Genomic DNA, 23,956 nt, shown 5'->3' with positions numbered 1-23,956 from the left:
GAGCTACGGTCGTAGGAGTGGACGCGCACACGCGCCGCCACCGGACACGTGAACGAGCAGGCGGGTTGCCCACCCACCGTCTGCTCCCGATAGCATCCACCGGGACAGCAAGCCGTCCCTCTATTACCGATTCCGCGGTGGCCCCCGTCCAGCGGCCATGATCCCCCGCGACAAAGGTCTTCGATGCCCATCAGCCCGTCCCCTCACACCTCCGTCACGGACCGCGATGCCCTCGCAGCCCCGACGGCCGGTCGGCGACCCCGCGTGACCATCGCGCGCGGAGCCACCCCCTGGTTCGTCCCCACCCTCGCCACGGCCGCCGTGACCACCGCCCTCACCCGGCGCAGCGGCAAGTGGGCCCTGGCTGCGGTACCCGCCTGTGCCCTCGGCGCGGGCATGCTGTGGTTCTTCCGCGACCCCGAGCGTGAGATCGGCACGGGCAGAGTGATCTCCCCCGCCGACGGCGTGGTGCAGAGCATCGACGCCTGGCCGGACGGCCGCACCCGGGTCGCGATCTTCATGAGCCCGCTGAACGTCCACGTCAACCGCGCGCCCCTGCCGGGCACCGTGACGTCGGTCGAGCACGTCGCGGGCGGCTTCGTCCCCGCGTTCAACAAGGACAGCGACCAGAACGAGCGGGTCGTCTGGCACTTCGACACCGAGCTCGGCGACATCGAGATGGTCCAGATCGCGGGGGCCGTGGCCCGCCGCATCGTGCCGTACGTGGACGCCGGAACCAAGGTCGAGCAGGGCGACCGGATCGGTCTGATCCGGTTCGGGTCCCGCGTCGACACCTACCTGCCGGCCGGCGTCGAGGTCGGCGTCGAGGTCGGCCAGAAGACCACAGCCGGGGTGACGCGCCTTGACCGTGACTGATCCTGAGACAATCGTCGGCCTGGACGACGAGGAGACGGCCCTGCGCCGCCGCCGCTGGGCACGGGACCGCGAGCTGCGTGCCCCGCGCTCTCCCCAGCACCTGTCCACGGCCGACTTCCTGACCCTGGGGAACGCCGTCTGCGGCTTCCTGGCGATCTACTCGATCACCACCGGGGTCCTGGTCCCGCACATCACCAACCCGGACGCCGCTCCGGACCGGCACAGCGCCGCCACCGCGGTCACGCTGCTGCTGATCGGCTCGATGTGCGACCTCTTCGACGGGCTGGTGGCGCGCAAGCTGCGCTCCTCCGCCCTCGGAGCGGAACTGGACAACCTCGCGGACCTGATCAGCTTCGGCATCGCGCCGGCCTACTTCGTCGCGGTCTGGGGCATGGTCTCCCCGGGTTCCAACAGCAAGCTGTCGGCGCTGATCGCGCTGACCGTACTGCTCGCGGTGGTCCTGCGGCTGGCCCGCTTCTCGGCCGTCAAGATGCGGCCCGGGGTGTTCCAGGGCATGCCCTGCCCGATGGGCGCGATGACGGTGATCGCCATCGTGCTGCTCGACCCGCCGTTCCTGCCCGGTCTGCTCGCCATCTTCGGCGCCGCGTACCTGATGGTCAGCCGGATCGAGTACCCGAAGCCGCAGGGGCTGCTGGCCACCGCCACGCTCTGCTGGGTCGTCGTCGCGATCGGCTGCCTGGCCGCCTGGGCGACCGGGCTGCCCGGCGGCGACAGCCTGATGCACGTCGGCGCGTTCGCCCAGATCACGCTCGCCGCGATGGCGCCGCTGCTGGTCATCCGCCGCAAGGTGGGGCAGAAGGTCGGCGACGTCCGCGCCCGGCGGGCGGAGTCGCGGCTCGGCTGAGCCGTCCCACGACCGACATGGGGAAGGGCCCGGAACCTGATGGTTCCGGGCCCTTTCCGTGTTCCCGTGTTCCTGTGCGCCCGTGTTCCCGTGCGCCCGTGCGGCTCAGGCGCCGCCGGTGTGCACGCTGAACGCCGAGCGGCGGGCCGCCCGGGCCACGCCCGGGTCCGGGTGCACGCTCGAGACCGCCGTCAGCACCGAGGCCGCCCGCGGGTGGCCGGACTGCCGGGCCCGGGCGAACAGCCGGACCGGGTCGCCCGCCGCGGCGCCCTCGACGTGGCCCACCAGCAGCTCGGTCTCGCCGTGGTCGAGCACCGCGGCCGCGGTGTCCACCCAGAGCCAGGCCGCGTCCTCCGCGCCCAGCACGTCCGCCGGGGCGACGCCCTCGTCCGCGCGCTCCGCCAGCCACAGCAGCGCGTACGGGCGCAGCACCGGCTCGTCCACCGCCGCGCGCACCGCCTGCTCGGCCGGTCCGCCGGCCACCCGCAGCGCCTCGAAGGCCAGCCCGCGCACCAGCGCGTCGTCGCCCTGGGCGGCGTCCAGCAGCTCGCCCACCGCCCGGTCGGCCGGCCGGGCCGCGACCCAGGCCCGGAACTCGGCGCGGGCCGGGCCCGGCGAGTAGTCCGCGCAGGCGTTCAGCAGCTCGAAGGCGCTCTGCTCGATGTGCCCGGCCGCGGTCTGCGCGACCGTGCAGATCTCCTCCAGCTTCGCCCGCACCGCCCAGTGGCCGAGCGGCGACAGCTCCGCGGCGTCGTTCCTGCGCACCAGGGCGCCGACGGCCGCCAGGCCGTCCAGCATCCAGTCCAGGACGGCGGCCACGTCCGAGGGCGCGGCCGGGGTGTCGATCTGCGGCGCGCGGCAGGTGCCGCGGACGGCGGAGACGGCCGAGGCCGCGTGCGGCACCGGCGACAGGCCGGGTCCGCCGAGGCCGGTGCCGACCCGGCGCTCGTCCAGGCCGCGGCGCAGCAGCTCCAGCAGCTCGCTCTCGGCGACCGGGCCGTCCACCAGGTGCAGGAAGGAGAGCAGCTGCGGGGCCTGGTCCACGGCCTGCCCGGCCAGGACGGCGAAGACGCCGCGCAGCGCCGCGGGCGGCACCGGGGCGAGCAGGGTCCAGGCATCGAACAGCGCCGACCAGCCGCGCACCACGGCCTCGTCGTCGTGCTCCCAGGCGTGCAGGCGCCAGCCGGGGCCGGCTCCGCCGTCCCGGGCCTCCACCAGGCCCACCAGCAGCGCCTGCCCCCACGCCTTGGCGGCGGCACCGACCGTCATGGCCAGGGCCCGGCCCGCCGCGCGGGCGTCGTCCGGGAGCAGCTCGCCGCGCTTGTCGACCTCGGCCAGCTCACCGGCCCAGCGGGCGACCCGGACGGCGTCCACCAGCATCCGGCGGGCCAGCGGCGCCAGCTCGGAGGGTGCCGGAAAGCCCTCCGGCACGGGAACCCTGCCCCGCCCGGGAGCCGGAGCGGGCCCTCGTCGCCGGGGTACTGCGTTACGGGGGACTCCCGCCCCGCCCGGCCTGCCACCGGCGGGCCGTTGGGCCGTTCCGGGGAGACGGGTCACCGTCGCACCGGTACCGATCGTCGGCGGGAGCGGGGCATCACGGTCGCGCGGGTTCCGAGACGTCACGTCGAGCAGTCTTCCCCTTGTACCGGCCTTCTGTCACATCCGGTTGTCCGTACGACCGGGCGACCGCCGGTGGCACCTCCGCAAGATCGGGCAACAACGGCAAACCGCCTGGCCGGAAACGTGTGACCTGCCCATGCCACAGGGGGCGGGCCGGTTGCCGGGAATGCTCGGGCGGTCACCGTGCGTACGGGTGGGGGGTAAGGGGCCGGGCCAAATATTGCTCCTGACAGCCGAGGGGCCCGTACGGGGGCGTTTCGGCCCGGCGACGCCCGGCGGGACTGTCCAGCCCGAATCCGGACGGATGGCGGGCGCGGTGATCGGGATCGAGCCGCACCGGAAGTCGGCCGGGCCGACTTTTCACGCGGGCCCGGAGGAATGGGAGGAACGTTCATTCTCGGACGGGGGGAATCGCACCGGGAAAAGCGGCGGGGACCAGCCGAAAACGCCCTCGCGCACAGGGGGGGTGGTTGAGGGGCCAGGGCCGGTCTTCGGACTCGCCTCTGCGGGGCGAACGACGGGAGTCCGAAGACAGGCCCTAGAGCAGCGGGGTGAGCCAGCGGCGGAGGAGTTCGGTGTAGCGGTCGGGGGCGGTGTTCCAGAGGGTGGCGTGGTCGGCGCCGGGGAAGGGCTGGAGGCTCACCACGTCGCGGCGGGCGGCGGCCAGCTTCTCGGCGGCGCCGAAGGGCGCGATCCTGTCCTCGGGGCTGTGCAGGAGGAGGGTCGGCACCCGCAGGTCGGTGCCGTCGGCGATGCGGCCGAAGTCGGCGAGGTCGACCCCGGTGCGGCCCTCGGCGGCGAGGGCGCCGAGCTCGGCGGCGACGCCCTGGAAGCCGGCCCGGGCGGCGTCCCGGCGGGCGGAGGCGGGCAGGTCGAGCACGGGCGAGTCGAGGATCAGGCCGCGGACGGCGTGCGACCAGGCGGAGCGGGCCACGGTCTGCAGCACGATGGTCGCGCCGACGGACCAGCCGTACAGGATCACCTTGCCCGCGCCGCTGTCGAGCGCCAGCCGTACCGCCGCCTCGATGTCGCGCCACTCGGTCTCGCCGAAGTGGCTGAGCCCGTCCGGGGAGGCGGGGGCGCCCCGGTCGCCGCGGTAGGTGACGGCGAGGGCGGGCAGGCCGAGCCGGTCGAGGACGGGGAGCACCGGGAGGGTCTGCCGGCGGTCGTCGCCGGGGCCGTGCACCAGGATCACCCAGGTGCCGCGCTTGCCGTCGAGCCGCCAGGCGGGGAGGGCGCCGAGCTCGCCGTCGGCGGTGGTGTCGGCGAAGGCCAGGCCGAGCGCCTCGGTGGGGTCGCCGAGGTGGACCCGCGGGGTGAAGCGGACCTCGGTGCCGGGGACGAGGGTGCCCCGGTCGGCGCGGACCAGTCGGCGGGTGACGCCCTGTTCGTCGGCGTGCAGCACCTCCTCGACGACCGCGTGCCCGCCGTCCGCCCACTCCACCGCCCAGCGGCCGGGGCGCAGGCTCGCGGGGCCGCGGGTGAAGGTGACCCGGCCGGCGGCGAGGGCGCGGACCTGGACCGGCCCGGACTCCTGGACGGCGGTCACCGGACGGACCATCCGCTCGGAGGCCCGGCGGCCGACCACCAGCACGGCGGCCCCCACCGCGGCGGCCGCCACGACGGCGGCGGTTCCCCAACGCATCTCGCTCCCCGCTCTGTTGTTCACGGACGTTGTTCACGGACGTTGTTCACGGACGTTCTTCACGGACCGGACGGTGTTCGAGCCCCAGTTCACCGGCGCTCCGCCCGACCGGCCACCGGGCTGGGCCGTCCGGGTCACCCGGCGGGCGCTCCCGGGGTGCTCAGGGCGGTGCTCAGGGCGGTACTCAGGGGGTGCCGGTGGCGGGGGTCGGGGCGGGGCCGCGCCGGGCGATCCGACCGGGCGTCAGCGGCGTCCCCGTGTGACCAACCCCTCCGTGACCTCGGTTGACTCCCGGTTCGGGCCCGTGATGGGATCCTGGGGCCAAACGGAGGCATGGAGAGGAAGCCGGTGGAAGTCCGGCGCGGTCCCGCCACTGTCACCGGGGAGCACGCTCGGAACATCGCCACGGCGGGCCGTCGACGGCCGCTGGAAGGCTCCGGGGGTGCGTTCGACCCGGAAGCCAGGAGACTCTCGCCGCCGTCACGTCGATCCAGGGCGCGGACCCTGAGTGAGGACACGCACGCGATGCAGGCTGCCCCGCCCGGCCGGACTCCGAGCTGCCCTCCGCCGTGCGGCCGATGACCCCGCGCGCGCCTTCCCCCGCTCCGCGCCCGCTGACCCGAGCCTCGCGCCCGCTGGCCCGCGCCGCCGTGTTCGCGCTCGGCGCCGCCGCGGGCTACGCCGCCGACGCCCGCTTCGCCGACCCCCGCCGGGGCCACCCGGTGGCCTTCTTCGGCAGCGCCGCGACCCGGCTGGAGCGGCGGCTGTGGCGCGACGACCGCGCCGCCGGGGCCGGGTACACCGCGCTGTGCGTGGGCGCGGTCGCGGCGGGCGCGGTCGCCCTGGACCGTACGGTGGGCCGGCGCCCGCTGGGCCGGGCGGCGCTGGCGGCGGCCGCGACCTGGACGGTGCTCGGCGGCACCTCGCTGACCCGGGAGGCCCGCACCATCGGCCGCTCGCTGGCCGCCGGCGACCTCGCCGCCGCCCGGGAGCGGCTGCCGCACCTGTGCGGGCGGGACCCGAGCGCGCTGGACGGGCAGCAGATCGCCCGGGCGGTGGTCGAGTCGGTGGCCGAGAACACCGCCGACGCCGTGGTGAACGCGCTGACCTGGGGCGCCCTGGCCGGCACCCCCGGCCTGCTGGCCTTCCGCGCCGTGAACACCCTGGACGCCATGGTCGGCCACCGCTCGCCCCGCTACGCCCGGTTCGGCTGGGCCTCGGCCCGGCTGGACGACGTGGCGGGCTGGCCGGGTGCCCGGCTGACGGCCCTGCTGACGGTGGCCGCCGCCCCCGAGCCCCGGACCGCCTGGCGGGTCTGGCGGCGCGACGGCTCCGCGCACCCGAGCCCGAACGCGGGCCAGGCCGAATCGGCGTTCGCCGGCGCGGTGGGCGTCCGACTGGGCGGCACGCTGCGGTACGGCGAGCGGGTGGAGCACCGGCCCGTCCTGGGCGCGGAGCTGCGGCCGGTGACGGTGGACGACATCGAGCGGGCCTGCGCGCTCTCCCGGCGGGTGGGCGCACTGGCGCTGGGTACGACGGTCGCGGGGCACGTCCTGCTGCGGGCACTGCTGAAGAAGAGGGGACGGGCATGAGCAACGCACTGCTGGTCGCGGGGACGACCTCGGACGCGGGCAAGAGCGTGGTGACGGCCGGGATCTGCCGGTGGCTCGCCCGCCAGGGCGTACGGGTCGCGCCGTTCAAGGCGCAGAACATGTCGCTCAACTCCTTCGTCACCGCCGACGGCGCCGAGATCGGCCGCGCCCAGGCGATGCAGGCGCAGGCCGCCCGGGTGGAGCCGGAGGCGGCGATGAACCCGGTGCTGCTCAAGCCGGGCGCGGACGGCCGCAGCCAGGTGGTGCTGCTCGGCCGGCCGGTGGCCGAGGTCGGCGCGCTGGACTACCGCGAGCGCAAGCCCGTCCTGCTGGAGCGCGCCCTGGAGTGCCTGGCCGACCTGCGCGGCCGCTACGACGTGGTGGTCTGCGAGGGCGCGGGATCGCCCGCCGAGATCAACCTGCGCGACCGCGACATCGCCAACATGGGCCTGGCCACGGCCGCCGCCCTGCCGGTGGTGGTGGTCGGGGACATCGACCGCGGCGGGGTCTTCGCGGCGATGTACGGGACGCTGGCGCTGCTGTCGGCGGAGGACCAGCGGCACGTGGCGGGCTGGTTCGTCAACAAGTTCCGCGGCGACGCGCGGCTGCTGGCGCCCGGGCTGGAGATGCTGCACGAGCTGACCGGCCGTCCGGTGCTGGGCACGCTGCCGATGCTGCCCGGGCTCTGGCTGGACGCCGAGGACTCGCTGGACCTGTCCACCGTGGCGGACCGGGCGGACGGGCCCGGGCCGCTCGGCGCGGACGTGCTGCGGGTGGCCGTGGTGCGCTTCCCCCGGCTGTCCAACTTCACCGACATGGACGCGCTCGCGCAGGAGCCGGGCGTGCTGGTCCGCTGGGCGACCAGGCCGGAGGAGCTGGCCGACGCCGACCTGGTGGTGCTGCCCGGCACCCGGGCCACCGTCGCGGACCTCGCCTGGCTGCGCGAGCGCGGCCTGGAGCCGGCCCTGAAGGCGCGGGTGGCAGCCGGACTGCCGGTCCTCGGGGTCTGCGGCGGCTACCAGATGCTGGCGCACTCGATCGTGGACGAGGTCGAGTCGAAGGCGGGCGCCGTCGACGGTCTCGGGCTGCTGCCGACGCGGGTGCGGTTCGGCGTCGAGAAGGTGCTGGCGCGGCCGGTCGGCGAGGCGTTCGGGCAGCGGGTCGAGGGCTACGAGATCCACCACGGGGTGGTGACCGTGGAGGGGGGCAGTCCCTTCCTGGACGGCTGCCGGGTCGGCCCGGTCTGGGGCACCACCTGGCACGGCGCGCTGGAGAACGACGGGTTCCGCCGCGAACTCCTGCGCGAGGTCGCCGAGTTGTCCGGCCGGGCGTTCGTCCCGGCGCCGGACACCTCCTTCGCCGCGGCGCGCGAGGCCCGGCTGGACCGGCTGGGCGACCTGATCGAGGAGCACGCGGACACCGACGCGCTGTGGAAGCTGATCGAGGGCGGGGTGCCGGCGGCCGGATCGCTGCCGTTCCTCCCGCCCGGGGCCCCTGGGAGTGACGCATGAGCCGGACACGGGCACAGGGCTGGGCAGGACCGCCGAACCGGGCGGGGCGGCAGGGCCGGGCACGATCACAGAGTCAGGCACGACAGGACTGGGGTACGGCATGAGTGACGTCCGCTATCCGTTCACCGCGATCGTCGGCATGGCCGACCTGCGGCTCGGACTGCTGCTGAACGCGGTCTCCCCGGCCGTGGGCGGCGTGCTGGTGCGCGGCGAGAAGGGCACCGCGAAGTCGACCATGGTGCGCGCGCTGGCCGGCCTGCTGCCGTCCATCGCCACCGTGGACGACTGCCGCTTCGCCTGCGACCCGGCCGCGCCCGACCCGCAGTGCCCGGACGGGCCGCACGACTCCCCGTCCTCCTCCGAACGGCCCTCCCAGCTGGTGGAGTTGCCGGTCGGCGTGGCCGAGGACCGGATCGTCGGCTCGCTCGACCTGGAGCGGGCGCTGGCCGAGGGCGTCAAGGCCTACGAGCCCGGACTGCTCGCCCGGGCGCACCGCGGCGTGCTCTACATCGACGAGGTGAACCTGCTCCAGGACCACGTGGTGGACCTGCTGCTGGACGCCGCCGCGATGGGCCGCTCGTACGTCGAGCGCGAGGGCGTGTCGGTGCGGCACGCGGCCCGGTTCCTGCTGGTCGGCACCATGAACCCGGAGGAGGGCGAGCTGCGGCCGCAGCTGCTCGACCGGTTCGGCCTGACCGTCGAGATCGCCGCCACCCGGGACCCGGCCGAGCGCGCCGAGGTGGTCCGCCGCCGGCTCGGGTACGACGCGGACCCGGCCGGCTTCGCCGCGCGGTTCGCCGAGGAGGAGCGGGCGCTCGCCGAACGCATCACCGCGGCACGGGAGTTGCTGCCCAAGGTCGAGCTGACCGATGTGGCGCTGCGTCAGATCACCGCCGTGTGCGCCGCGTTCGAGGTGGACGGCCTGCGGGCGGACATCGTGATGGCCCGCACCGCCGTCGCGCTGGCCGCCTGGGACGGGCGCACCGAGGTGCTGGAGGAGGACGTCCGCAAGGCCGCCCAGCTGGCCCTGCCGCACCGCCGCCGCCGCAACCCCTTCGACGCGCCCGGGCTGGACGAGGAGCAGCTGGACCGGACCCTGGAGGAGCACGCCCAGCAGGAGGAGCCGGAGCCCGAGGACGACGGGCCCGGCCCGGACGGCGACGGTGGCGGCAGCGACGACGGAGACGGGCCGGAGGGCGGCCCGGACGGGGGCGGCCCCGACGGCGGCGGCGCGCCCGAGCCGTCCGACGGCGGCCCCGAGGCGCCCGAGGCGCCCGAGGCGCCCTCCCCCGAGGACCCCGCCTCCGATGGCCCCGAGGCACCCGCACAGCCGCCCGTACCGGCCCAACACCCGGCCCCCGCGCGGGAGTCGGCGCCGGTCGCGGCCGGCGACCCGTACCGGACGCGGCTGTTCACCGTGAAGGGCACCGGGCACGGCGCCCAGGGCCGCCGCTCCCCCGCCGAGACCACCGGCGGGCACACCATCCGCGCCCGCCGCCCGCAGGGCGCGCTCGCCCGGCTGCACCTGACCGCGACCCTCCAGGCCGCCGCGCCGCACCAGGCCGCGCGCGGGCGCAGCGGGCGGGCACTGGTGGTGCACAAGGACGACTTCCGCGAACAGGTGCGCCAGGGACGGGAGTCCAACCTGGTGCTGTTCGTGGTGGACGCCTCCGGCTCGATGGCCGCCCGGCAGCGGATGACCGCCGTCAAGGGCGCGGTGCTGTCGCTGCTGATGGACGCCTACCAGCGCCGCGACAAGATCGGCATGATCACCTTCCGGGGCTCGGGCGCCGAGCTGGCACTGCCGCCCACCTCCTCGGTGGAGGTCGGCGCGGCCCGGCTGGAGTCGCTGCCCACCGGCGGGCGGACCCCGCTGGCCGCCGGCCTGCTGCGCGCCCACGAGGTGCTGCGGGTGGAGCGGCTGCGCGACCCGAGCCGGCGCCCGCTGCTGGTCGTGGTGACCGACGGCCGGGCCACCGGCGGGCGGGACGCGCTCGCCCAGTCGCGCCGCGCGGCCGCGCTGTTCGCGGCGCAGGGCACGGCCAGCGTGGTGCTGGACTGCGAGTCCGGCCCGGTCCGCCTGGGCCTGGCCCGCACCCTGGCCGGGCTGCTCGGCGGTGCCGCCGTCAGCCTGGACGAGCTGCGCGCCGAGGGCGTGGCCTCGCTCGTCCGCGAGAACCGCGCCGCGGACCGCTCCGCGAACCGTTCGACCACTTCGATGCGAAAGGCGGCCTGAGCCGACATGCCCAAGGGAGTCCCCGAGAGCGTCCCCGACGACGGCCTGACGACTCGTCAGCGCCGCACGCTGCCGATCACCGCCGTGCACACCGGCCCCGGCAAGGGCAAGTCCACGGCCGCGTTCGGCATGGCGCTGCGGGCCTGGAACCAGGGCTGGCCGGTCGGGGTGTTCCAGTTCGTGAAGTCCGCCAAGTGGAAGGTCGGCGAGGAGAACGCGCTGCGCGTGCTCGGCGCCTCCGGCGAGGGCGGCACCGTCGACTGGCACAAGATGGGCTCCGGCTGGTCCTGGATCCAGCGCTCCGCCGAGCAGGAGATGTCCAGCGAGGAGGCGGCCAAGGAGGGCTGGGAGCAGGTCAAGCGCGACCTCGCGGCCGAGACCTACCGCTTCTACGTGCTCGACGAGTTCACCTACCCGATGCACTGGGGGTGGGTCGACCCGGACGAGGTGGTCGCCGTGCTCAAGGACCGCCCGGGCAGCCAGCACGTCGTCATCACCGGCCGGTACGCGCCCGAGGCGCTGACCGGCTTCGCCGACCTGGTCACCGAGATGACCAAGGTCAAGCACCCCATGGACGCCGGCCGCAAGGGCCAGCGCGGTATCGAGTGGTAGACCGTTGAGCAACATCCCCCGCCTCGTCGTCGCCGCGCCCTCCTCGGGCGCCGGCAAGACCACCGTCGCCACCGGCCTGATCGCGGCGCTCGCCGCGCGCGGGCTGGCGGTGTCGCCGCACAAGGTCGGCCCCGACTACATCGACCCGGGCTACCACGCGCTCGCCGCCGGGCGCCCGGGCCGCAACCTGGACGCCTTCATGTGCGGGCCGGAGCGGATCGCGCCGCTGTTCCTGCACGGCGCGGCGGGGGCGGACGTCGCCGTCGTCGAGGGGGTCATGGGCCTGTTCGACGGGGCCTCCGGGCGCGGCGAACTGGCCTCCACGGCGCACGTCGCCAAGCTGCTGCGGGCGCCGGTGGTACTGGTCGTGGACGGCTCCTCGCAGTCCCGCTCGGTGGCCGCGCTGGTGCACGGCTTCGCCTCCTGGGACCCGCAGGTGCGGCTCGCCGGGGTGATCCTCAACCGGGTCGCCTCCGACCGGCACGAGCACCTGCTGCGCGAGGCCCTGGAGGAGGGCTCCGGCGTGCCGGTGCTGGGCGCGCTGCGCCGCTCGGCGGCGGTCGCCACACCCTCCCGCCACCTCGGACTGATCCCGGCGGTGGAACGCTCGGCGGAGGCCCTCCGGGCGGTCGCCGACATGGGTGAACTGGTCGCCTCCTCGGTCGACTTGGACGCCCTGCTCGAACTCGCCCGGACGGCACCGGAGTTGGACGCCGAACCCTGGGACCCGTCGGCCGAGGTCACCCCGGTGGCCGGCCGGCCCCGGATCGCGGTGGCGGGCGGCGCGGCCTTCTCCTTCTCGTACGCCGAGAACGCCGAACTGCTCGGCGCGGCGGGCGCGGAGGTGGTCCCGTTCGACCCGCTGCACGCCTCCTCGCTGCCCGCCGGAACGGCCGGCCTGGTCATCGGCGGCGGCTTCCCCGAGCTGTACGTCCGCGAGCTGAGCGGCAACGCCCCGCTGCGCGCCGCCATCGCCGCGTTCGCCGCCGCGGGCGGGCCGGTCGCCGCCGAGTGCGCCGGACTGCTCTACCTGGGACGGGAGTTGGACGGCCTGCCGATGTGCGGCGTACTGCCCACCGACGCCCGGATGACCGAACGCCTCACCCTCGGCTACCGGGAGGCGGTCGCCCTGCACGACTCCCCGCTGGCCCCGGCCGGCACCAGGCTGCGCGGCCACGAGTTCCACCGCACGGTCTGCGAGCCCGGCGCGGGCGAACTCCCCGCCTGGGGCTGGCGCCTGCCGACCGGCCCCCGCACCGAGGGCTTCGCGAGCGGCAACGTGCACGCCTCCTACCTGCACCTGCACTGGGCGGGCGCACCGGCGGTGGCCGCCTCCTTCACCGCCGCGGCGGCGGCCTTCGCGGCGGGGGTGGCGTAGTCCGGGGCTTCGGCGGTGGGGAGCGGCGTTGATGGGGGCGGCGTTGATGGGGGCGGTCGGGGCCGTGCGGTCCATGGCCGCACCCCTGTGGCACCCCCGGGATAACGCCGCGACGACGCGGGGTGCGCGGCCGTAGGCTCCGCGCATGCATGTGATCGTTCTCAACGGCGGCTCCAGCTCCGGCAAGTCGAGCATCGCCCTGCGCCTGCAGGAGCTGCTGCCGGACCCCTGGCTGCACCTCGGCGCGGACACCATGGTCGAGGCGCTGCCGCCGTCGCTGCGCACCAGCGGCGAGGGCATCGGCGGGCTGGAGGACGGGGACGGGACGGTCGAGGTCGGCCCGGTCTTCGCCACCCTGGACGCCGCCTGGACGCTCGGGGTCGCGGCGATGGCCCGGGCCGGGGCCCGGATCGTGGTGGACGAGGTGTTCCTCGGCGGCGCCGCCTCGCAGGCCCGGTGGCGGTCGGCGCTGGAGGGCCTGGACGTGCTCTGGGTCGGGGTGCGCTGCGATCCGGCGGTGGCCGCGAAGCGGGAGGCCGCCCGCGGCGACCGGGCGGCCGGGATGGCCACCGCGCAGGCCTCGCTGGTGCACGAGGGCGTCACGTACGACCTGGTCGTCGACACCTCGCGGGCCTCGGTGGACGACTGCGCCCGGCTCGTCGCCGGGCGGGTAACCTCCGACGGCTGAGGCCGCACCCTCGCTTCCGGAGCCACCGGGGCCGGACCCGTCGCCGCCGCTACAGCGCGAGGGTCTGCCAGCCCCGGGTGATCTGGTCGTGGACGGCCGCCGGGTCCGGCGCCGTCGGCTGGGCCGCCGCCAGCGCCGCCAGCAGGGCCGTGCCGTCCGCCGGGCGCTGCTCGGGGGCCATGGCCAGCGCGCGGGTGACGACGGCGGCGAGCGCCGGGTCGAGGGCCTGGACCGCCGCCAGCGCCGCGGGTTCGGGCCCGGTCTCCACGATCCGGCGGATCACCGCTCCCGTGTTGGTCGCCGCGAACGGGCTGGCGCCGTGCGCCGCGCACACAACGCAGCACGCCCAGGCCCACACGTCGGCCGCCGTACCGACCCGCTCCTCGCCGAACTGCTCCGGCGCCATGTACGTCAGGGTGCCCGGCCCGCCGCCGGTGGCGGTCAGCCGGGTGCCGTCCACGATCGCCGCGATGCCGAAGTCCAGCAGGCGCGGACCGGCCGTGGTCAGCATGATGTTGGCGGGCTTGAGGTCCCGGTGGACGAGCCCCAGGCGGTGCACCCCGGACAGCGCCACGGCCAGCGCCAGCGCGAGGGCGCGCAGCGCCTCGGCGGAGCGGATCGGCCCCTGCTCGCGCAGGTGGGCGTCCAGCGGGCGGCCGTCCAGCAACTCCATGGCCAGGTACGGGCGTCCGGAGTCCACACCGGTGTCGAGCACCCGGGCGGTGTAGGCGCCGGGGACCATCGCCAGCACCTCGGACTCACGCTGGAAGCGGCGCAACAGGTCGGCGTCGTCGAGGAGTTCGAGGTTGATGGTCTTGAGCGCGACCTGGGTGGCGGAGCCCTGCCGCTGGGCGAGGTAGACCGTACCCATGCCGCCGGAGCCGATCCGGCCGAGGAGCTGGTAGCCGCCGATCGTACGGGGCTCGTGAGCACCGAGGGGGCTGCCGACGGGCGGCCTCGGCAGCACCGGCGGGGCGGCCGGGGCAGTCGGCACCGGAGGAGCGGGCTGCGCGAACTGCGTGGGGACGTACGGGGCCTGAGGCGGGGCGTACGGCGTCTGCGGCGGGACGTACGGCGCCCGCGCCGGCGCGGTGGGCACGTACGGGTTCGGCGACGCCGGGAACGCCTGGGCCGCTTGGGCCGCCTGGGCGGCCTGGGCCACTCGGGCCTCTTCGGCGCGCACCGCCTCCGCGCCGACCGGCCTGGCCCGGCGGCTCGCCGCCATCGCGACGGCCTGGAACACCAGCGCGGCGACGATCAGCCCGACCGGCAGGAGGAACACGGCGAGCACCGCGCGGAGGGCGAGCAGGCCGGCGATCTGGGCCCGGGTCCGACCGGCCCGCCACAGCCGAGGCGGCATGCCGACGGTCCACAGGTTGCGCTGGGTCAGGCACCAGAGCAGCAACCAGAGCAGCAGGCAGACGACGAAGGAGGTGATGTACCAGGTCCGCGCCGAGTGGAGGGGCAGGTGCGAGACGATCGTGAGGTACCGCGCGTTGTAGACGTCGAACGACCGCCCCAGCCCCTCGAAGAGGACGCTGCTCCAGGCGCGCAGGACGGCCAGCACTCCCACGGCGGTCAGCAGACCCACTGTCAGTTCGCCGATCGTCGCGCCGGTGCCGCCCCGCGCGCCTCCGGCCGGGTCCGCGCCGGCGGCCGCCAACGCCCGGCAGCGCGTTGCCGCTTGGGCACGGACCAGCACCGGCAGCGTCGCCAGCCGCACCAGCAGCGCCACCCCGACCACCACCAGTACCGCGACGTCGAGCGTGTTCAGCATTTCTTCCCCCTGCCTGATCGGGCAGAGGGAGTATAGGCGGGCACCCCCGGGCCCCGGCCCGACCGGGTCCCACCGGTCCTACCGGCTCCTACCGGTCGAGCAGCACGGCGAGGTAGCGGTCGATCTCCTCGCGCAGTTCCTCCGGCATCGGCACGTGCCAGTGCCCGCTGCCGGCCGTGGCGTTGAACAGCACGCCGTCGCACCAGCGGATCAACCGGCGGGCGTCCCCCGTGGGGTCGCCCGAGCCGGAGGCGGCGAGCAGCTCGGCGGCGCGCTGGGCGAAGCGCGCGCCCAGGCGGTCGTAGAGGGTGCGCAGTTCGGGCCTGCGGGTGGCCTCCAGGGCGAGTTCCAGGCGGGCCAGGGTGAGTCGGCGGCCCTCCGTGAGCGCCCGGAAGAGCACCTCGGCGCCGACCTCGGCCAGCAGGTCGCGCGGCGGGACGGCGGCCTGCGGCAGTTCGCCCTCGGCGAGGACCGGGAAGTCGGCGGTCTCCCGCTCGACGATCCGGGTGAGCACGAGCTCCAGCAGGGCGGCCCTGGTCCGGGCGAGGTTGGAGGTCGAGCCGGCGGGCAGGCCGGACGCGTCGTCCACGGCGCGGTGGGTGAGCCCGCGCAGGCCGGCGTCGGCGATCAGGTCGATGGCGGCGTCGGCGATCAGGGTCGGGCGCGGGGGTGTCATGGGTCCGATCATGGCCTTTCCAGTCGGGCTCCCCCAACTCACTACAGCCGTAGTTTACGGCTCACTACACATGTAGTAGCGTGCCGGACATCGGACACTACACCTGTAGTGACCGGGTCGCGCGAGAAGAGGAGCCCCCTCATGGGCCTGCACCAGGCGATCGTCATCGGCGGCGGCATCGGCGGCCTCACCGCCGCCCTCGCCCTCCACCGGCAGGGCATCCCCGTACGTGTCCACGAGCGCGCCGAATCCCTCGAACCCGTCGGCGCCGGGCTCGCCCTCGCCCCCAACGCCCTGCGCTCCCTCGACCGGCTCGGCGTCGGCGCGCGCCTGCGCGCCCTCGCCGCCCCGCACCCCGCCGTCGGCCTGCGCCACCCCTCCGGCCGCTGGCTCGCCCGCCTCGACACCACGGCCTTCGAGGCCCGCTTCGGCGACACCATCGCCGCCGTCGCCCGCGCCGACGTCATCGCCGCCCTGGTCGACGCGCTCCCGGAGGACACCGTCCGCACCGGCTCGCCCGCCGCCCTCGTCACCCCCGGCAGCGCCACCGAGCCCGCCGTCCTGCGCACCGCCGACGGGGAGGAGACCGCCGACCTGGTCGTCGCCGCCGACGGCATCCGCTCCGCGACCCGGGCCCTGCTCTTCCCCCGCCACCCCGGCCCCCGCTACAGCGGCTTCACCACCTGGCGCGCCGTCGTCACCCCCGACCGCCGCCCGGCCGCCGTCGGCGAGGTGTGGGGCCGCGGCCGGCTCGCCGGAGTCGTCCCGCTCGCCGACGGCCGGGTCTACGTCTACGGCGCCGCCCTCGCCCCGGCCGGCGAGCGGGCCGCCGACGGGGACGAGCGGGCCGAACTCCTGCGCCGGTTCGGCGACTGGTGCGCCCCCGTACCGCAGCTGTTCGCCCTGGCCGAGCCCGAACGCGTCCTGCGCCACGACGTCTGGGACCTCGCCGACCCGCTGCCCGCCCACCACCACGGCCGGGTCGCCCTCCTCGGCGACGCCGCCCACGCGATGTGCCCCTTCCAGGGCCAGGGCGCCTGCCAGGCCATCGAGGACGCCGTCGTCCTCGCCTCCCTGCTCACCCCCGCCGCCGACCCGGCCGCCGCCCTGCCCGCCTACACCGCCGCCCGGCTCCCCCGCACCACCGCCGTCGTCGCCGCCTCCCGCCGCATCGGCGACCTCGTCGCCCTCCGGCCCCCCGCCGCCACCCTCCTGCGCGACACCGCCCTCACCCTCACCGGCCTCCTCCCCGCCCGCACCCTGCTGAACCGCTCGGCCGCGACCTTCGACTGGCAGCCGCCGACCCTGGGCCGAGCGGGATGAGGGGATCTGCCGCCCCGACTGCGGGGCGGGCGCAGGCGACACACAGAGAGCCGTTGGCTCCGCCTGGAGCCAACGGTCCACAAGACCCCTGGGCGAATGACAGCTCGGGAGAGGCTGTCGAATTCGATCCGCAAGCGCCAACCTCCCACCCGCCCAACACAGTTGGCAAGCTCCCCGGGGTGTGGTGGGGTCAGCCGGTACGGTCGGCGGGTTCCGGCACCGTGCCACCTTGGGGCAGCTTCGGGCACTTCCCCGCAACGTACCCGGGCCCTGGTCTCGTGCCGCCGTTCGTCAGCGCTGGCGAGGAGGCTCCATGTTGGACACACTGGTGACGACGGCGGCCGGGGCGCTTTCAGCCACGGCAGGTGTACTGGTCGGCGGCATCGTCACGCGCCGCGCCCAGGACCGGCACTGGTCCCGGGACCAGCAGCTCGCCGCATACCGGGAACTACTGGGCCACTACGCCGGATTCACAATGGAACTCAGGCGCGCACACGGCGCACGGCGTGGCTGGGACTACGACTGGGGCGCATGGAGTGCAGCCCTGATGCACGCGAGCCTGATCGCACCCAGGGAAGTCGCCGCCGAGATCGACGAGTTCGGCCGTGCCGTCGAGACCTTCCTCGATCAGGTGGCTCGTAGCCGCGACCCACGAACCGATCCGCTGCCTCCGGACGAGTTCGAGCAGGCTCGGCGGTCGACGACTGCGGCACAGGTCAGGCTGGTCAACGTCATTCGGCGGTCGGTGAGCGGGGACCGGCACGGGATCCCCTTCCCCATCGGCGGGTAGCGGCCCGTGTCGGTGGCGGTTGCGATGATGCGCGCCATGGATGACTCCGGCCGCCGCGCCATTGCCGAGTACTGGGACGCGGCCGCCGCGGCCTTCGACGAGGAGCCCGACCACGGGTTGCGGGCGGGGCCGGTGCGGGCGGCGTGGCTTCGGCGGGTGCGGGGGTGGGTGCCGGGCGGGGCGGCGGACGTGCTGGACGTCGGGTGCGGCACCGGCTCGCTGTCGCTGCTGCTCGCGGCGGACGGGCGCCGGGTGACGGGCGTGGACCTGGCGCCGCGGATGGTCGGGCGGGCCAGGGCGAAGCTGGTCGCGGCGGGCCTGACGGCGCGGTTCCTGGTGGGTGACGCGGGCGCGCCGCCGCTCGGGGACGAGAGCTTCGACGTCCTGCTGTCACGGCACCTGGTCTGGACGCTCCCCGAGCCCGAGCGGGCGCTGCGCGCTTGGGTGCGGCTGCTGCGGCCGGGCGGCCGGCTGGTCCTGGTCGAGGGCCGGTGGCGGGAGACCGGGCAGGCCACCGTCTCGCCGTACCCGGCCGGGGCAGGGCCGCTGCCGTGGGGCGGCGGGGTCGGGGCGGAGGAACTCGCGGCGGCCGTACGGCCGTTGGTCTCCGAGCTGCGGGTCGAGCCGCTCGGCGGGGAGGCCGAGCTGTGGGGCGGGCCAGTGGACGACGAGCGGTACGCGCTGGTCGCACGCCGTTGAGCGGCCCGGTCGGGCGGCCCGATCGGACCTCCCGACCAGACGCCCCGGTCAGACGGGCTGGCCGAAGGTGCCGGTGAGCGGGTCGGAGTGGTGGCAGGCGGCGCAGCGCAGCCGGGTGTAGATCGCCACCGCGCCCATGAAGACGTCCTCGCGCCCGTCGGCCGGAGACGTGGAGGCGGCGGGTTCCCCGCAGTCCAGGCAGACCCGGCGGGGGCGGGCGGCGATCGAGCAGGCGCGGCAGATCAGGTGGGTCGGGTGTTCCGCGTGCACGACGACGGGCTGCGGCCCGCCGTACAGCAGGTGGTCGCACCAGGTGCAGGACTCGTCCCGCTGCGACGCCAGCATCCGGGCGCGGGTCTCCTGCTGCCATTTCGCCGCCTCCTGCAGCGGCACCTTGACCGGCGGCCCCCACCCGGAGGCGGTCAGCCACTGGGCACCCTCGGTGCCGGCGGCCCGCAGCTGGTCGCCGACGGCGATGTCCCTGGGCGTCTTCTCTTTCATCGGGGCCTCTCCTCCGGTGGGCTTCCGCAGGGGATAACGCCGCCGGGACACCGCTGGACACGCCGCCCGCGCCCGCCCTTGGAGGCACCGGCCCGGCTCAGAGGAGCGGCTCGGTGTCCCCGTGCGCGATGAGGAGCTTGCGCAGCAGGGCGTCGAGCCGGTTGCGCTCGTCCGCGTCGAGGGCCGAGAGGATGCGCTCCTCGTTGCGGACGTGACCGGCCAGGGCCCCGTCGATCAGTTCCTTGCCGGCCGGGGTGAGGCGGACCAGGACGGCCCGGCGGTCGGTCGGGCAGGGGTTGCGCTCGACCAGTCCCTTGGCGGACAGCCGGTCGACCCGGTTGGTGATGGCCCCGGAGGTGACCATCGCGGACTTGAGCAGCGCGCGGGCGTTGAGCTCGTACGGCTCGCCGGAGCGGCGCAGGGTGGCCAGCACGTCGAACTCGGAGGAGTCCAGGCCGCAGGCGGTGAAGTACTCGCGCAGGGCGTTGTCGACCCGGACGTTGAGCCGTCGCAGCCGGCCGATCAGAGCCATCGGCCCGGCGTCCAGCTCGGGGCGGGCCCGGGCCCACTGCTCGACGATGTCGTCCACGGTGTCGCGCTGCTGCATGCCCGCCGCCCTTCCGGAGCCGTCTGTCCGTAGCCGTCCGGTGTCCGCTGCCCACCCGACGTAGATATCTTAACATTCACATACTTGACGTTCGCGGATCCCCGGCGTAGAAATTATCTCAACGTTCAGATAATCAACGTTCAGGGGGACGTCATGGCCGTCATGGACCGCAAGCGCGCGGGGATCGCCGCCACCGCCGCACTCGCCCCGGCCGCGTGGGGCACCACCTACCTCGTCACCACCCAGCTGCTGCCCGACGGCCGCCCGCTGCTGCTCGCCGCGCTCCGCGCACTCCCGGCCGGACTGCTCCTGCTGCTGATCGGCCGCCGACTTCCCAAGGGGCGCTGGTGGGGGCGCGCAGCCGTGCTCGGGATGCTCAACATCGGGCTGTTCTTCCCGCTGATGTTCGTCGGCGCCTACCGCCTGCCCGGCGGCGTCGCCGCCACCATCGGGGCGATCCAGCCGCTGCTCGTCGCCGGGTTCTCGATCGGCGTGCTGCGGGTGCGACCCGGACGGCGGGCGGTGATCGCCGGACTGGTCGGGGTCGGCGGAGTGGCCCTGCTGGTGCTCAAGAGCGGCGCCCGGCTGGACGGCGTCGGCATCGCCTCGATGGTCGCCGGGATCTCGCTGATGGCCATGGGCACCGTCCTCACCCGCCGCTGGGGCCGCCCCGAGGGCGCCACCCTGCTCGACCTCACCGGCTGGCAGCTCCTGGCCGGCTCGGTCTTCCTCGTCCCGCTCGCCGCCCTGGTCGAGGGCGCACCGCCCGCCCTGAGCGCCGCCAACCTGGCCGGCTTCGCCTACCTCGGCCTGTTCGGCACCGCGCTCGCCTACTCCCTCTGGTTCCGCGGCATCGAGCACCTCGGCGCCGGCCCGGCCTCCTTCCTCGGCCTGATCAACCCGGTCGTCGCCACCCTCGGCGGCCTCCTCGTCCTCGGCCAGACCCTCACCCCCTGGCAGGTCCTCGGCCTCCTCCTCGCCCTCGCCGCCATGCTCGTCGGCCAGGCCCCCACCCGCCGCACCCCGACCCCGGCCCCGACCCCGACCATCACCCCCTCCACAGCCGCAACCGAGCCCCCCACCCCCCGCCCCGAACCGGCCACCGCCGCCCGCTGACCAGCCCCTCCCGAACGCCCGCGCCTGCGCCCCGCCGAGTCCCTCCTGGCGGGGCGCAGGCGCGTCCGGAGGCCGGCGCGGAGCGGCGGGTGAGCGTGGACGGCCAGGGTCAGCCGGTGGCGCGGATGTAGATGTCGGCGGCGCCGGGGAGGCCGCCGGAGATGGTGGCGACGTAGATGCGGCGGGCGGTGGGGGTGTGGGTGGGGAGGGCGGTGGGGCTGGGGGTGGGGGTCCAGGTGGGGCTCGGGGTGGGCTCGTCCGGGGCGGCGGGCTCGTCCGGGACCGGGTCCGGGGCGGGGGCGACCACGGGGGCCGGGTCGGCGGGGTCGGCGGGCTCGGCGAGGGGGTCGTCGGACTCCGGGGCGGGGGTGGCCTCCGGGGACGGGCTCTCGGCGGGAGCGGGGGTGGCCGAGGGGGAGGGGGTGGCGACGGGCGGCGGCGGGGAGTCGGGGAGTTCCGGAGCCTCGGCCGGCTCGTCGCCGCCGAGGGCGGCGAGCAGGTCGGCGGGCAGCGGGGCGACCGGGCCGGGCGCGGGGAGGTCGTAGGCGCTGAGGAAGTCGCCGAGGCCGGGGGCCCGGCCGCCGCCGAGGCGGTAGTGCAGGTAGGCGACCGGGGCGCCGTCGGAGGTGTGGGTGTAGACGGCGCCGACGGGGACGTAGAAGCGGCCGACGCCGGGGTGCTGGGAGGGGTGGAGCCCGGCCAGGCGTTCGGCGCGGTCGCGGTCGGTCTCGCGGCCGGTGCCGCCGGCGGTGAGCGCGTTGACGCCGCGCACCACGAGGGCGGCGGCGACGGACACGCACAGCACCAGCCCGACGGCGACGGTGCGCCGCAGGACCGGGCGGCCGTGCAGGGCAGGCCACGAGTCGGTCACCGTGCGCTCGGGTGGGATGCCGTCCACGGTTGTCTTGCTCCCCCGTTCGGTCAGAACGCTCGATCAGGACGTCTGATCAGGACATTTGTTCGAGGTGCCTGATCGGGACGTCACACTCTGCTCGACGTGGGACGGTAGCCGAGAGTTCCTCAGCCCAGGTAGGCGGGGGCGACCGCGGCCTTGGTGACCGGCTCCGCGCGGCCCGAACCGTCCGCCGGGACGGTCCACAGGTCGGCGCCGTAGTCGCCGGGCAGGGCGTAGACCAGGGTGCCGTCGCCGGACCAGAGCGCCTGGTCGTCGATGTTGCGCTGCTCGGCGGTGGCGGTCTCGGTCATGGTGGCGAGGTCGAGCACGTACAGCCGCCACGGGGCGTCGGCGGGCAGGCCGGGGACGCGCTTCTTGTACGCGACGCGGGTGCCGTCCGGGGAGAGCGAGGGGCACTCGACGTTGTCGTGCAGGGCGGTGAGGGTGCGGGCGGTGAGGTCGCCGCGGACGAGGTGGGTCTGCCCGGCGCTGGCGAGGGTGGCGTAGAAGGTGGTGTCGTCGGCGAAGGTGACGCCCCAGATGTTGATGTCGTGCGCCTGGTACGGGCGGCCGTCCAGGACGACCGCGAAGTCCTCCAGGTTCTCCCGCAGGTTCCAGTCCCGGACGTCCACGATCGAGGTGCGGGTGGAGAAGTCGCTGCCCGCGTACGAGTCGCCGCTGACGAAGACCGTCCAGGCGGCGAGGTGCCCGGACGGCGAGACCCGGGAGCGGGTGGGGATGCCGGCCGCCGGGAACGAGCGGAGCTCGCGCAGGTGGTCGTCCAGGACGACGGCGCGGTAGGTGTCCTCCAGCGCGCCGTGCTGGGCCTGGAGGCAGATGCCGGTGCCGGCGGCGGCGTGGAAGCGCAGGCACTGGACGCCCGAGGCGGTGCGCGGGCCGTCCGGGTGGTCGGCGGCGACGGTGGTGATCTCGTCCCGGTGCGGGCCCCAGGCCATGTTGCGGAACAACAGCTGTCGTCCGCCGGACTGCACCTGTAGTGACACCGGGCCGGACGCGACGGACGGCCCGCCGGGCTGGGCCTGGTCCCGGCGGGCGGTGCGGTCGGCGGCGTAGAGGACGGCCCCGGTGCCGACCGCGCCGAGCAGCACGACGGCGACCAGCAGGATGATCACCCTGGTCCGGTTCCGCAGGTTCATCGGTTCTTCTCCTCCGGGGGCTTCACGACGACGGGTTCGGACAGGTGCGGCACCGCCGCGGCGGAGGGCTCGGACCGGCGCAGCACCGCCGCCGCGCCGAGCACGCACAGCGCCAGCGCCCCCGCCGACCAGCCCAGCGCCGCCGAGCCGCCGACCGCGCCCCACAGCGCGCCGAACAGCAGCGAGCAGGCGAACCGGGCCAGCGCCTGCCCGGTGCCGACCAGGGCCAGCCCGGCGCCGCGCTGCTCGGCGGGTACGGCGTCGGCGGCCGCCGCGGCGAGCACGCCGTCGGTGGCCGCGTAGAAGGTGCCGTGCAGCGCCAGCACGCAGAGCACCGCCGGCAGCCCCCGCAGCGGCGAGAGCAGCAGCCCGTACGCGAGCAGCAGCACCCCGTGCCCGGCGAGGAAGAGCCGGTGGCGGCCGATCCGGTCGGCGAGCGCGCCGAGCGGGACGGCGAGCAGCAGGAAAGCCGCGGCGGTGCCCAGCGGCAGCAGCGGGAACAGGTCGACGGGCAGGTCCAGTCGGCGCTGGACCAGCAGGTAGAGGAAGGAGTCGCTGACGGTGGTGAGGCCGAGCAGGACGGCGCAGAGCGTCAGCCGGCGCAGCCCCGGCAGCCGCAGCAGGGTGAGGCTAGCGCGCAGCGAGGGGGCGGGCGCCGAGGCGTCGTCGCCCTGCTGCCGGTTCGGCACGAACAGCAGCAGGATCAGCACGCCGAGCGCCGCGACGCACGAGCTGACCGTGAACACCGCGTCGTAGCCGTGCCGTTCGCCGCCGTCGGCGAGCAGCGGGCCGCCGGCCAGCCGCAGCACCAGGAAGGCGGTGAGCGGGCCGAGCAGGGCCCCGGCCGTGTCCATCGCCCGGTGCACCCCGAACGCCCGGCCGCGGTGGGCGGGTTCGGTGGCGAGCGAGATCATCGCGTCCCGGGGCGCGGTGCGCAGGCCCTTGCCGGTGCGGTCGACGGCGATCACGGCGCCGATCAGCGGCACGGTGTGGACGAACAGCAGCAGCGGCCGGCACAGCGCGGACAGCCCGTACCCGACGGCCGCGACGGCCTTGTGGCGGGCGGCGCCGTCGCGGCCGCGGCGGTCCGAGAGGTGGCCGCCGACCAGCCGGACCAGCGCGCTGAAGCCGTTCTGGATGCCGTCGAGCAGGCCGAAGCCGAGCGGGGAGAGGCCGAGCCCGGTGAGCAGGTAGAGCGGGAGGACGGCGGTGACCATCTCGGAGGAGATGTCGGTGACCAGGCTGACCGTGCCGAGGGCGAGGACCGCCCCCGGCACGGCGCCCCGCCGCGCCCGACCGGCGGCCGGCGCGGGGGCCGCCCCGAGGGGGGCCGCGTCGGCGGCGGTCGGGGCGGCGGGGGCCTTCGAGCTGCGGGAGTCCGCGACGTACACG

At 75.7% G+C, this 23,956-nt stretch carries 21 protein-coding genes and 1 riboswitch; of the genes, 12 read left to right on the top strand and 9 right to left on the bottom strand.

From position 1 onward, the window contains the following. The first annotated feature begins 183 nt into the window (after positions 1-183). Both ACLWS4_RS13825 and ACLWS4_RS13820 read left to right on the top strand, forming a co-directional pair. The gene (locus tag ACLWS4_RS13825; RefSeq protein WP_049655656.1) at positions 184-876 is read left to right on the top strand and encodes a phosphatidylserine decarboxylase; all 693 of its coding nucleotides are present in this window, start codon (positions 184-186) and stop codon (positions 874-876) included. Then, positions 863-1,741: a CDP-alcohol phosphatidyltransferase family protein gene (locus ACLWS4_RS13820; RefSeq protein ID WP_369808332.1), complete on the top strand. Its 879-nt coding sequence runs from the start codon at positions 863-865 to the stop codon at positions 1,739-1,741. Before ACLWS4_RS13825 ends, ACLWS4_RS13820 begins: the two co-directional genes overlap by 14 nt. 105 nt (positions 1,742-1,846) lie before the next feature. Here the strand turns inward: ACLWS4_RS13820 and ACLWS4_RS13815 are convergent, their stop codons facing one another. Next, positions 1,847-3,172 carry a hypothetical protein gene (locus ACLWS4_RS13815; RefSeq protein WP_074001623.1) on the bottom strand — a complete coding sequence of 442 codons (1,326 nt, stop codon included), beginning with the start codon at positions 3,170-3,172 and terminating at the stop codon, positions 1,847-1,849. Positions 3,173-3,899: 727 nt separating this feature from the next. Next, positions 3,900-5,006: an alpha/beta hydrolase family protein gene (locus tag ACLWS4_RS13810; protein WP_387969807.1), complete on the bottom strand. Its 1,107-nt coding sequence runs from the start codon at positions 5,004-5,006 to the stop codon at positions 3,900-3,902. A gap of 337 nt (positions 5,007-5,343) precedes the next feature. Next, positions 5,344-5,477, top strand: a riboswitch (cobalamin riboswitch). A gap of 107 nt (positions 5,478-5,584) precedes the next feature. Here ACLWS4_RS13810 and ACLWS4_RS13805 point away from each other — a divergent pair. The 6 genes from ACLWS4_RS13805 to cpt all read left to right on the top strand — a co-directional run bounded on the left by ACLWS4_RS13805 (position 5,585) and on the right by cpt (position 13,023). Beyond that, the gene (locus tag ACLWS4_RS13805) at positions 5,585-6,598 is read left to right on the top strand and encodes a cobalamin biosynthesis protein (protein ID WP_416874246.1); all 1,014 of its coding nucleotides are present in this window, start codon (positions 5,585-5,587) and stop codon (positions 6,596-6,598) included. Continuing rightward, the gene (locus tag ACLWS4_RS13800) at positions 6,595-8,109 is read left to right on the top strand and encodes a cobyric acid synthase (RefSeq protein ID WP_074001625.1); all 1,515 of its coding nucleotides are present in this window, start codon (positions 6,595-6,597) and stop codon (positions 8,107-8,109) included. Before ACLWS4_RS13805 ends, ACLWS4_RS13800 begins: the two co-directional genes overlap by 4 nt. A gap of 100 nt (positions 8,110-8,209) precedes the next feature. Beyond that, a complete protein-coding gene (locus ACLWS4_RS13795; protein WP_416874245.1) occupies positions 8,210-10,345 on the top strand; it encodes a putative cobaltochelatase in 2,136 nt (711 codons plus the stop codon). A 6-nt stretch (positions 10,346-10,351) separates the two neighbouring features. Then, entirely contained in the window at positions 10,352-10,957 is a 606-nt protein-coding gene (gene cobO / locus ACLWS4_RS13790; protein ID WP_049655361.1) for a cob(I)yrinic acid a,c-diamide adenosyltransferase, read from the top strand. A 4-nt stretch (positions 10,958-10,961) separates the two neighbouring features. Next, positions 10,962-12,335: a cobyrinate a,c-diamide synthase gene (locus ACLWS4_RS13785; protein WP_416874244.1), complete on the top strand. Its 1,374-nt coding sequence runs from the start codon at positions 10,962-10,964 to the stop codon at positions 12,333-12,335. Positions 12,336-12,480: 145 nt separating this feature from the next. Next, entirely contained in the window at positions 12,481-13,023 is a 543-nt protein-coding gene (cpt, locus tag ACLWS4_RS13780) for a chloramphenicol phosphotransferase CPT (RefSeq protein WP_416874243.1), read from the top strand. 49 nt (positions 13,024-13,072) lie between these two features. Here cpt and ACLWS4_RS13775 read toward each other — a convergent pair whose 3' ends face one another. Both ACLWS4_RS13775 and ACLWS4_RS13770 read right to left on the bottom strand, forming a co-directional pair. Further along, on the bottom strand, positions 13,073-14,800 hold the full coding sequence (locus tag ACLWS4_RS13775; RefSeq protein WP_416874242.1) for a serine/threonine-protein kinase: 1,728 nt from the start codon (positions 14,798-14,800) through the stop codon (positions 13,073-13,075). Between the two features lie 88 nt (positions 14,801-14,888). After that, positions 14,889-15,476 carry a TetR/AcrR family transcriptional regulator gene (locus ACLWS4_RS13770; protein WP_416874241.1) on the bottom strand — a complete coding sequence of 196 codons (588 nt, stop codon included), beginning with the start codon at positions 15,474-15,476 and terminating at the stop codon, positions 14,889-14,891. A gap of 141 nt (positions 15,477-15,617) precedes the next feature. Between ACLWS4_RS13770 and ACLWS4_RS13765 the strand changes: the two genes are divergently transcribed. From ACLWS4_RS13765 to ACLWS4_RS13755, 3 genes are all read left to right on the top strand, one after another. Next, positions 15,618-16,799 carry an FAD-dependent monooxygenase gene (locus ACLWS4_RS13765; RefSeq protein WP_416874240.1) on the top strand — a complete coding sequence of 394 codons (1,182 nt, stop codon included), beginning with the start codon at positions 15,618-15,620 and terminating at the stop codon, positions 16,797-16,799. Positions 16,800-17,112: 313 nt separating this feature from the next. Further along, on the top strand, positions 17,113-17,589 hold the full coding sequence (locus tag ACLWS4_RS13760) for a hypothetical protein (RefSeq protein WP_416874239.1): 477 nt from the start codon (positions 17,113-17,115) through the stop codon (positions 17,587-17,589). Positions 17,590-17,616: 27 nt separating this feature from the next. Next, positions 17,617-18,288 (top strand): class I SAM-dependent methyltransferase, encoded by a 672-nt coding sequence (locus tag ACLWS4_RS13755; protein ID WP_416874238.1) that lies wholly within the window; start codon positions 17,617-17,619, stop codon positions 18,286-18,288. Between the two features lie 48 nt (positions 18,289-18,336). Here ACLWS4_RS13755 and ACLWS4_RS13750 read toward each other — a convergent pair whose 3' ends face one another. Together ACLWS4_RS13750 and ACLWS4_RS13745 are read right to left on the bottom strand one after the other, a co-directional pair. Further along, entirely contained in the window at positions 18,337-18,789 is a 453-nt protein-coding gene (locus ACLWS4_RS13750) for a hypothetical protein (RefSeq protein ID WP_049655346.1), read from the bottom strand. 97 nt (positions 18,790-18,886) lie between these two features. Next, positions 18,887-19,396 carry a MarR family winged helix-turn-helix transcriptional regulator gene (locus ACLWS4_RS13745; protein WP_375873277.1) on the bottom strand — a complete coding sequence of 170 codons (510 nt, stop codon included), beginning with the start codon at positions 19,394-19,396 and terminating at the stop codon, positions 18,887-18,889. A 153-nt stretch (positions 19,397-19,549) separates the two neighbouring features. On the opposite strand from ACLWS4_RS13745, the gene ACLWS4_RS13740 reads away from it, so the two are divergent. Further along, positions 19,550-20,512, top strand: a complete 963-nt coding sequence (locus ACLWS4_RS13740; protein WP_416874237.1) for an EamA family transporter — start codon at positions 19,550-19,552, stop codon at positions 20,510-20,512. A 109-nt stretch (positions 20,513-20,621) separates the two neighbouring features. Here the strand turns inward: ACLWS4_RS13740 and ACLWS4_RS13735 are convergent, their stop codons facing one another. The 3 genes from ACLWS4_RS13735 to ACLWS4_RS13725 all read right to left on the bottom strand — a co-directional run bounded on the left by ACLWS4_RS13735 (position 20,622) and on the right by ACLWS4_RS13725 (position 23,955). Further along, a complete protein-coding gene (locus ACLWS4_RS13735; protein ID WP_416874236.1) occupies positions 20,622-21,410 on the bottom strand; it encodes a hypothetical protein in 789 nt (262 codons plus the stop codon). A gap of 122 nt (positions 21,411-21,532) precedes the next feature. Beyond that, complete coding sequence (locus tag ACLWS4_RS13730; RefSeq protein ID WP_387969837.1) at positions 21,533-22,564, bottom strand: TolB family protein; 1,032 nt, start codon at positions 22,562-22,564, stop codon at positions 21,533-21,535. Beyond that, a complete protein-coding gene (locus ACLWS4_RS13725) occupies positions 22,561-23,955 on the bottom strand; it encodes an MFS transporter (RefSeq protein WP_416874235.1) in 1,395 nt (464 codons plus the stop codon). The genes ACLWS4_RS13730 and ACLWS4_RS13725 overlap by 4 nt, the downstream gene beginning before the upstream one ends. Between the last annotated feature and the right edge of the window lies 1 nt (position 23,956).

Origin of the sequence: Kitasatospora sp. SC0581, assembly GCF_048159585.1 — a bacterium.
Lineage (GTDB): Bacteria > Actinomycetota > Actinomycetes > Streptomycetales > Streptomycetaceae > Kitasatospora.
Note: the sequence above shows the minus strand (reverse complement) of the source record. Positions and strands in the feature narration are given on the sequence as shown.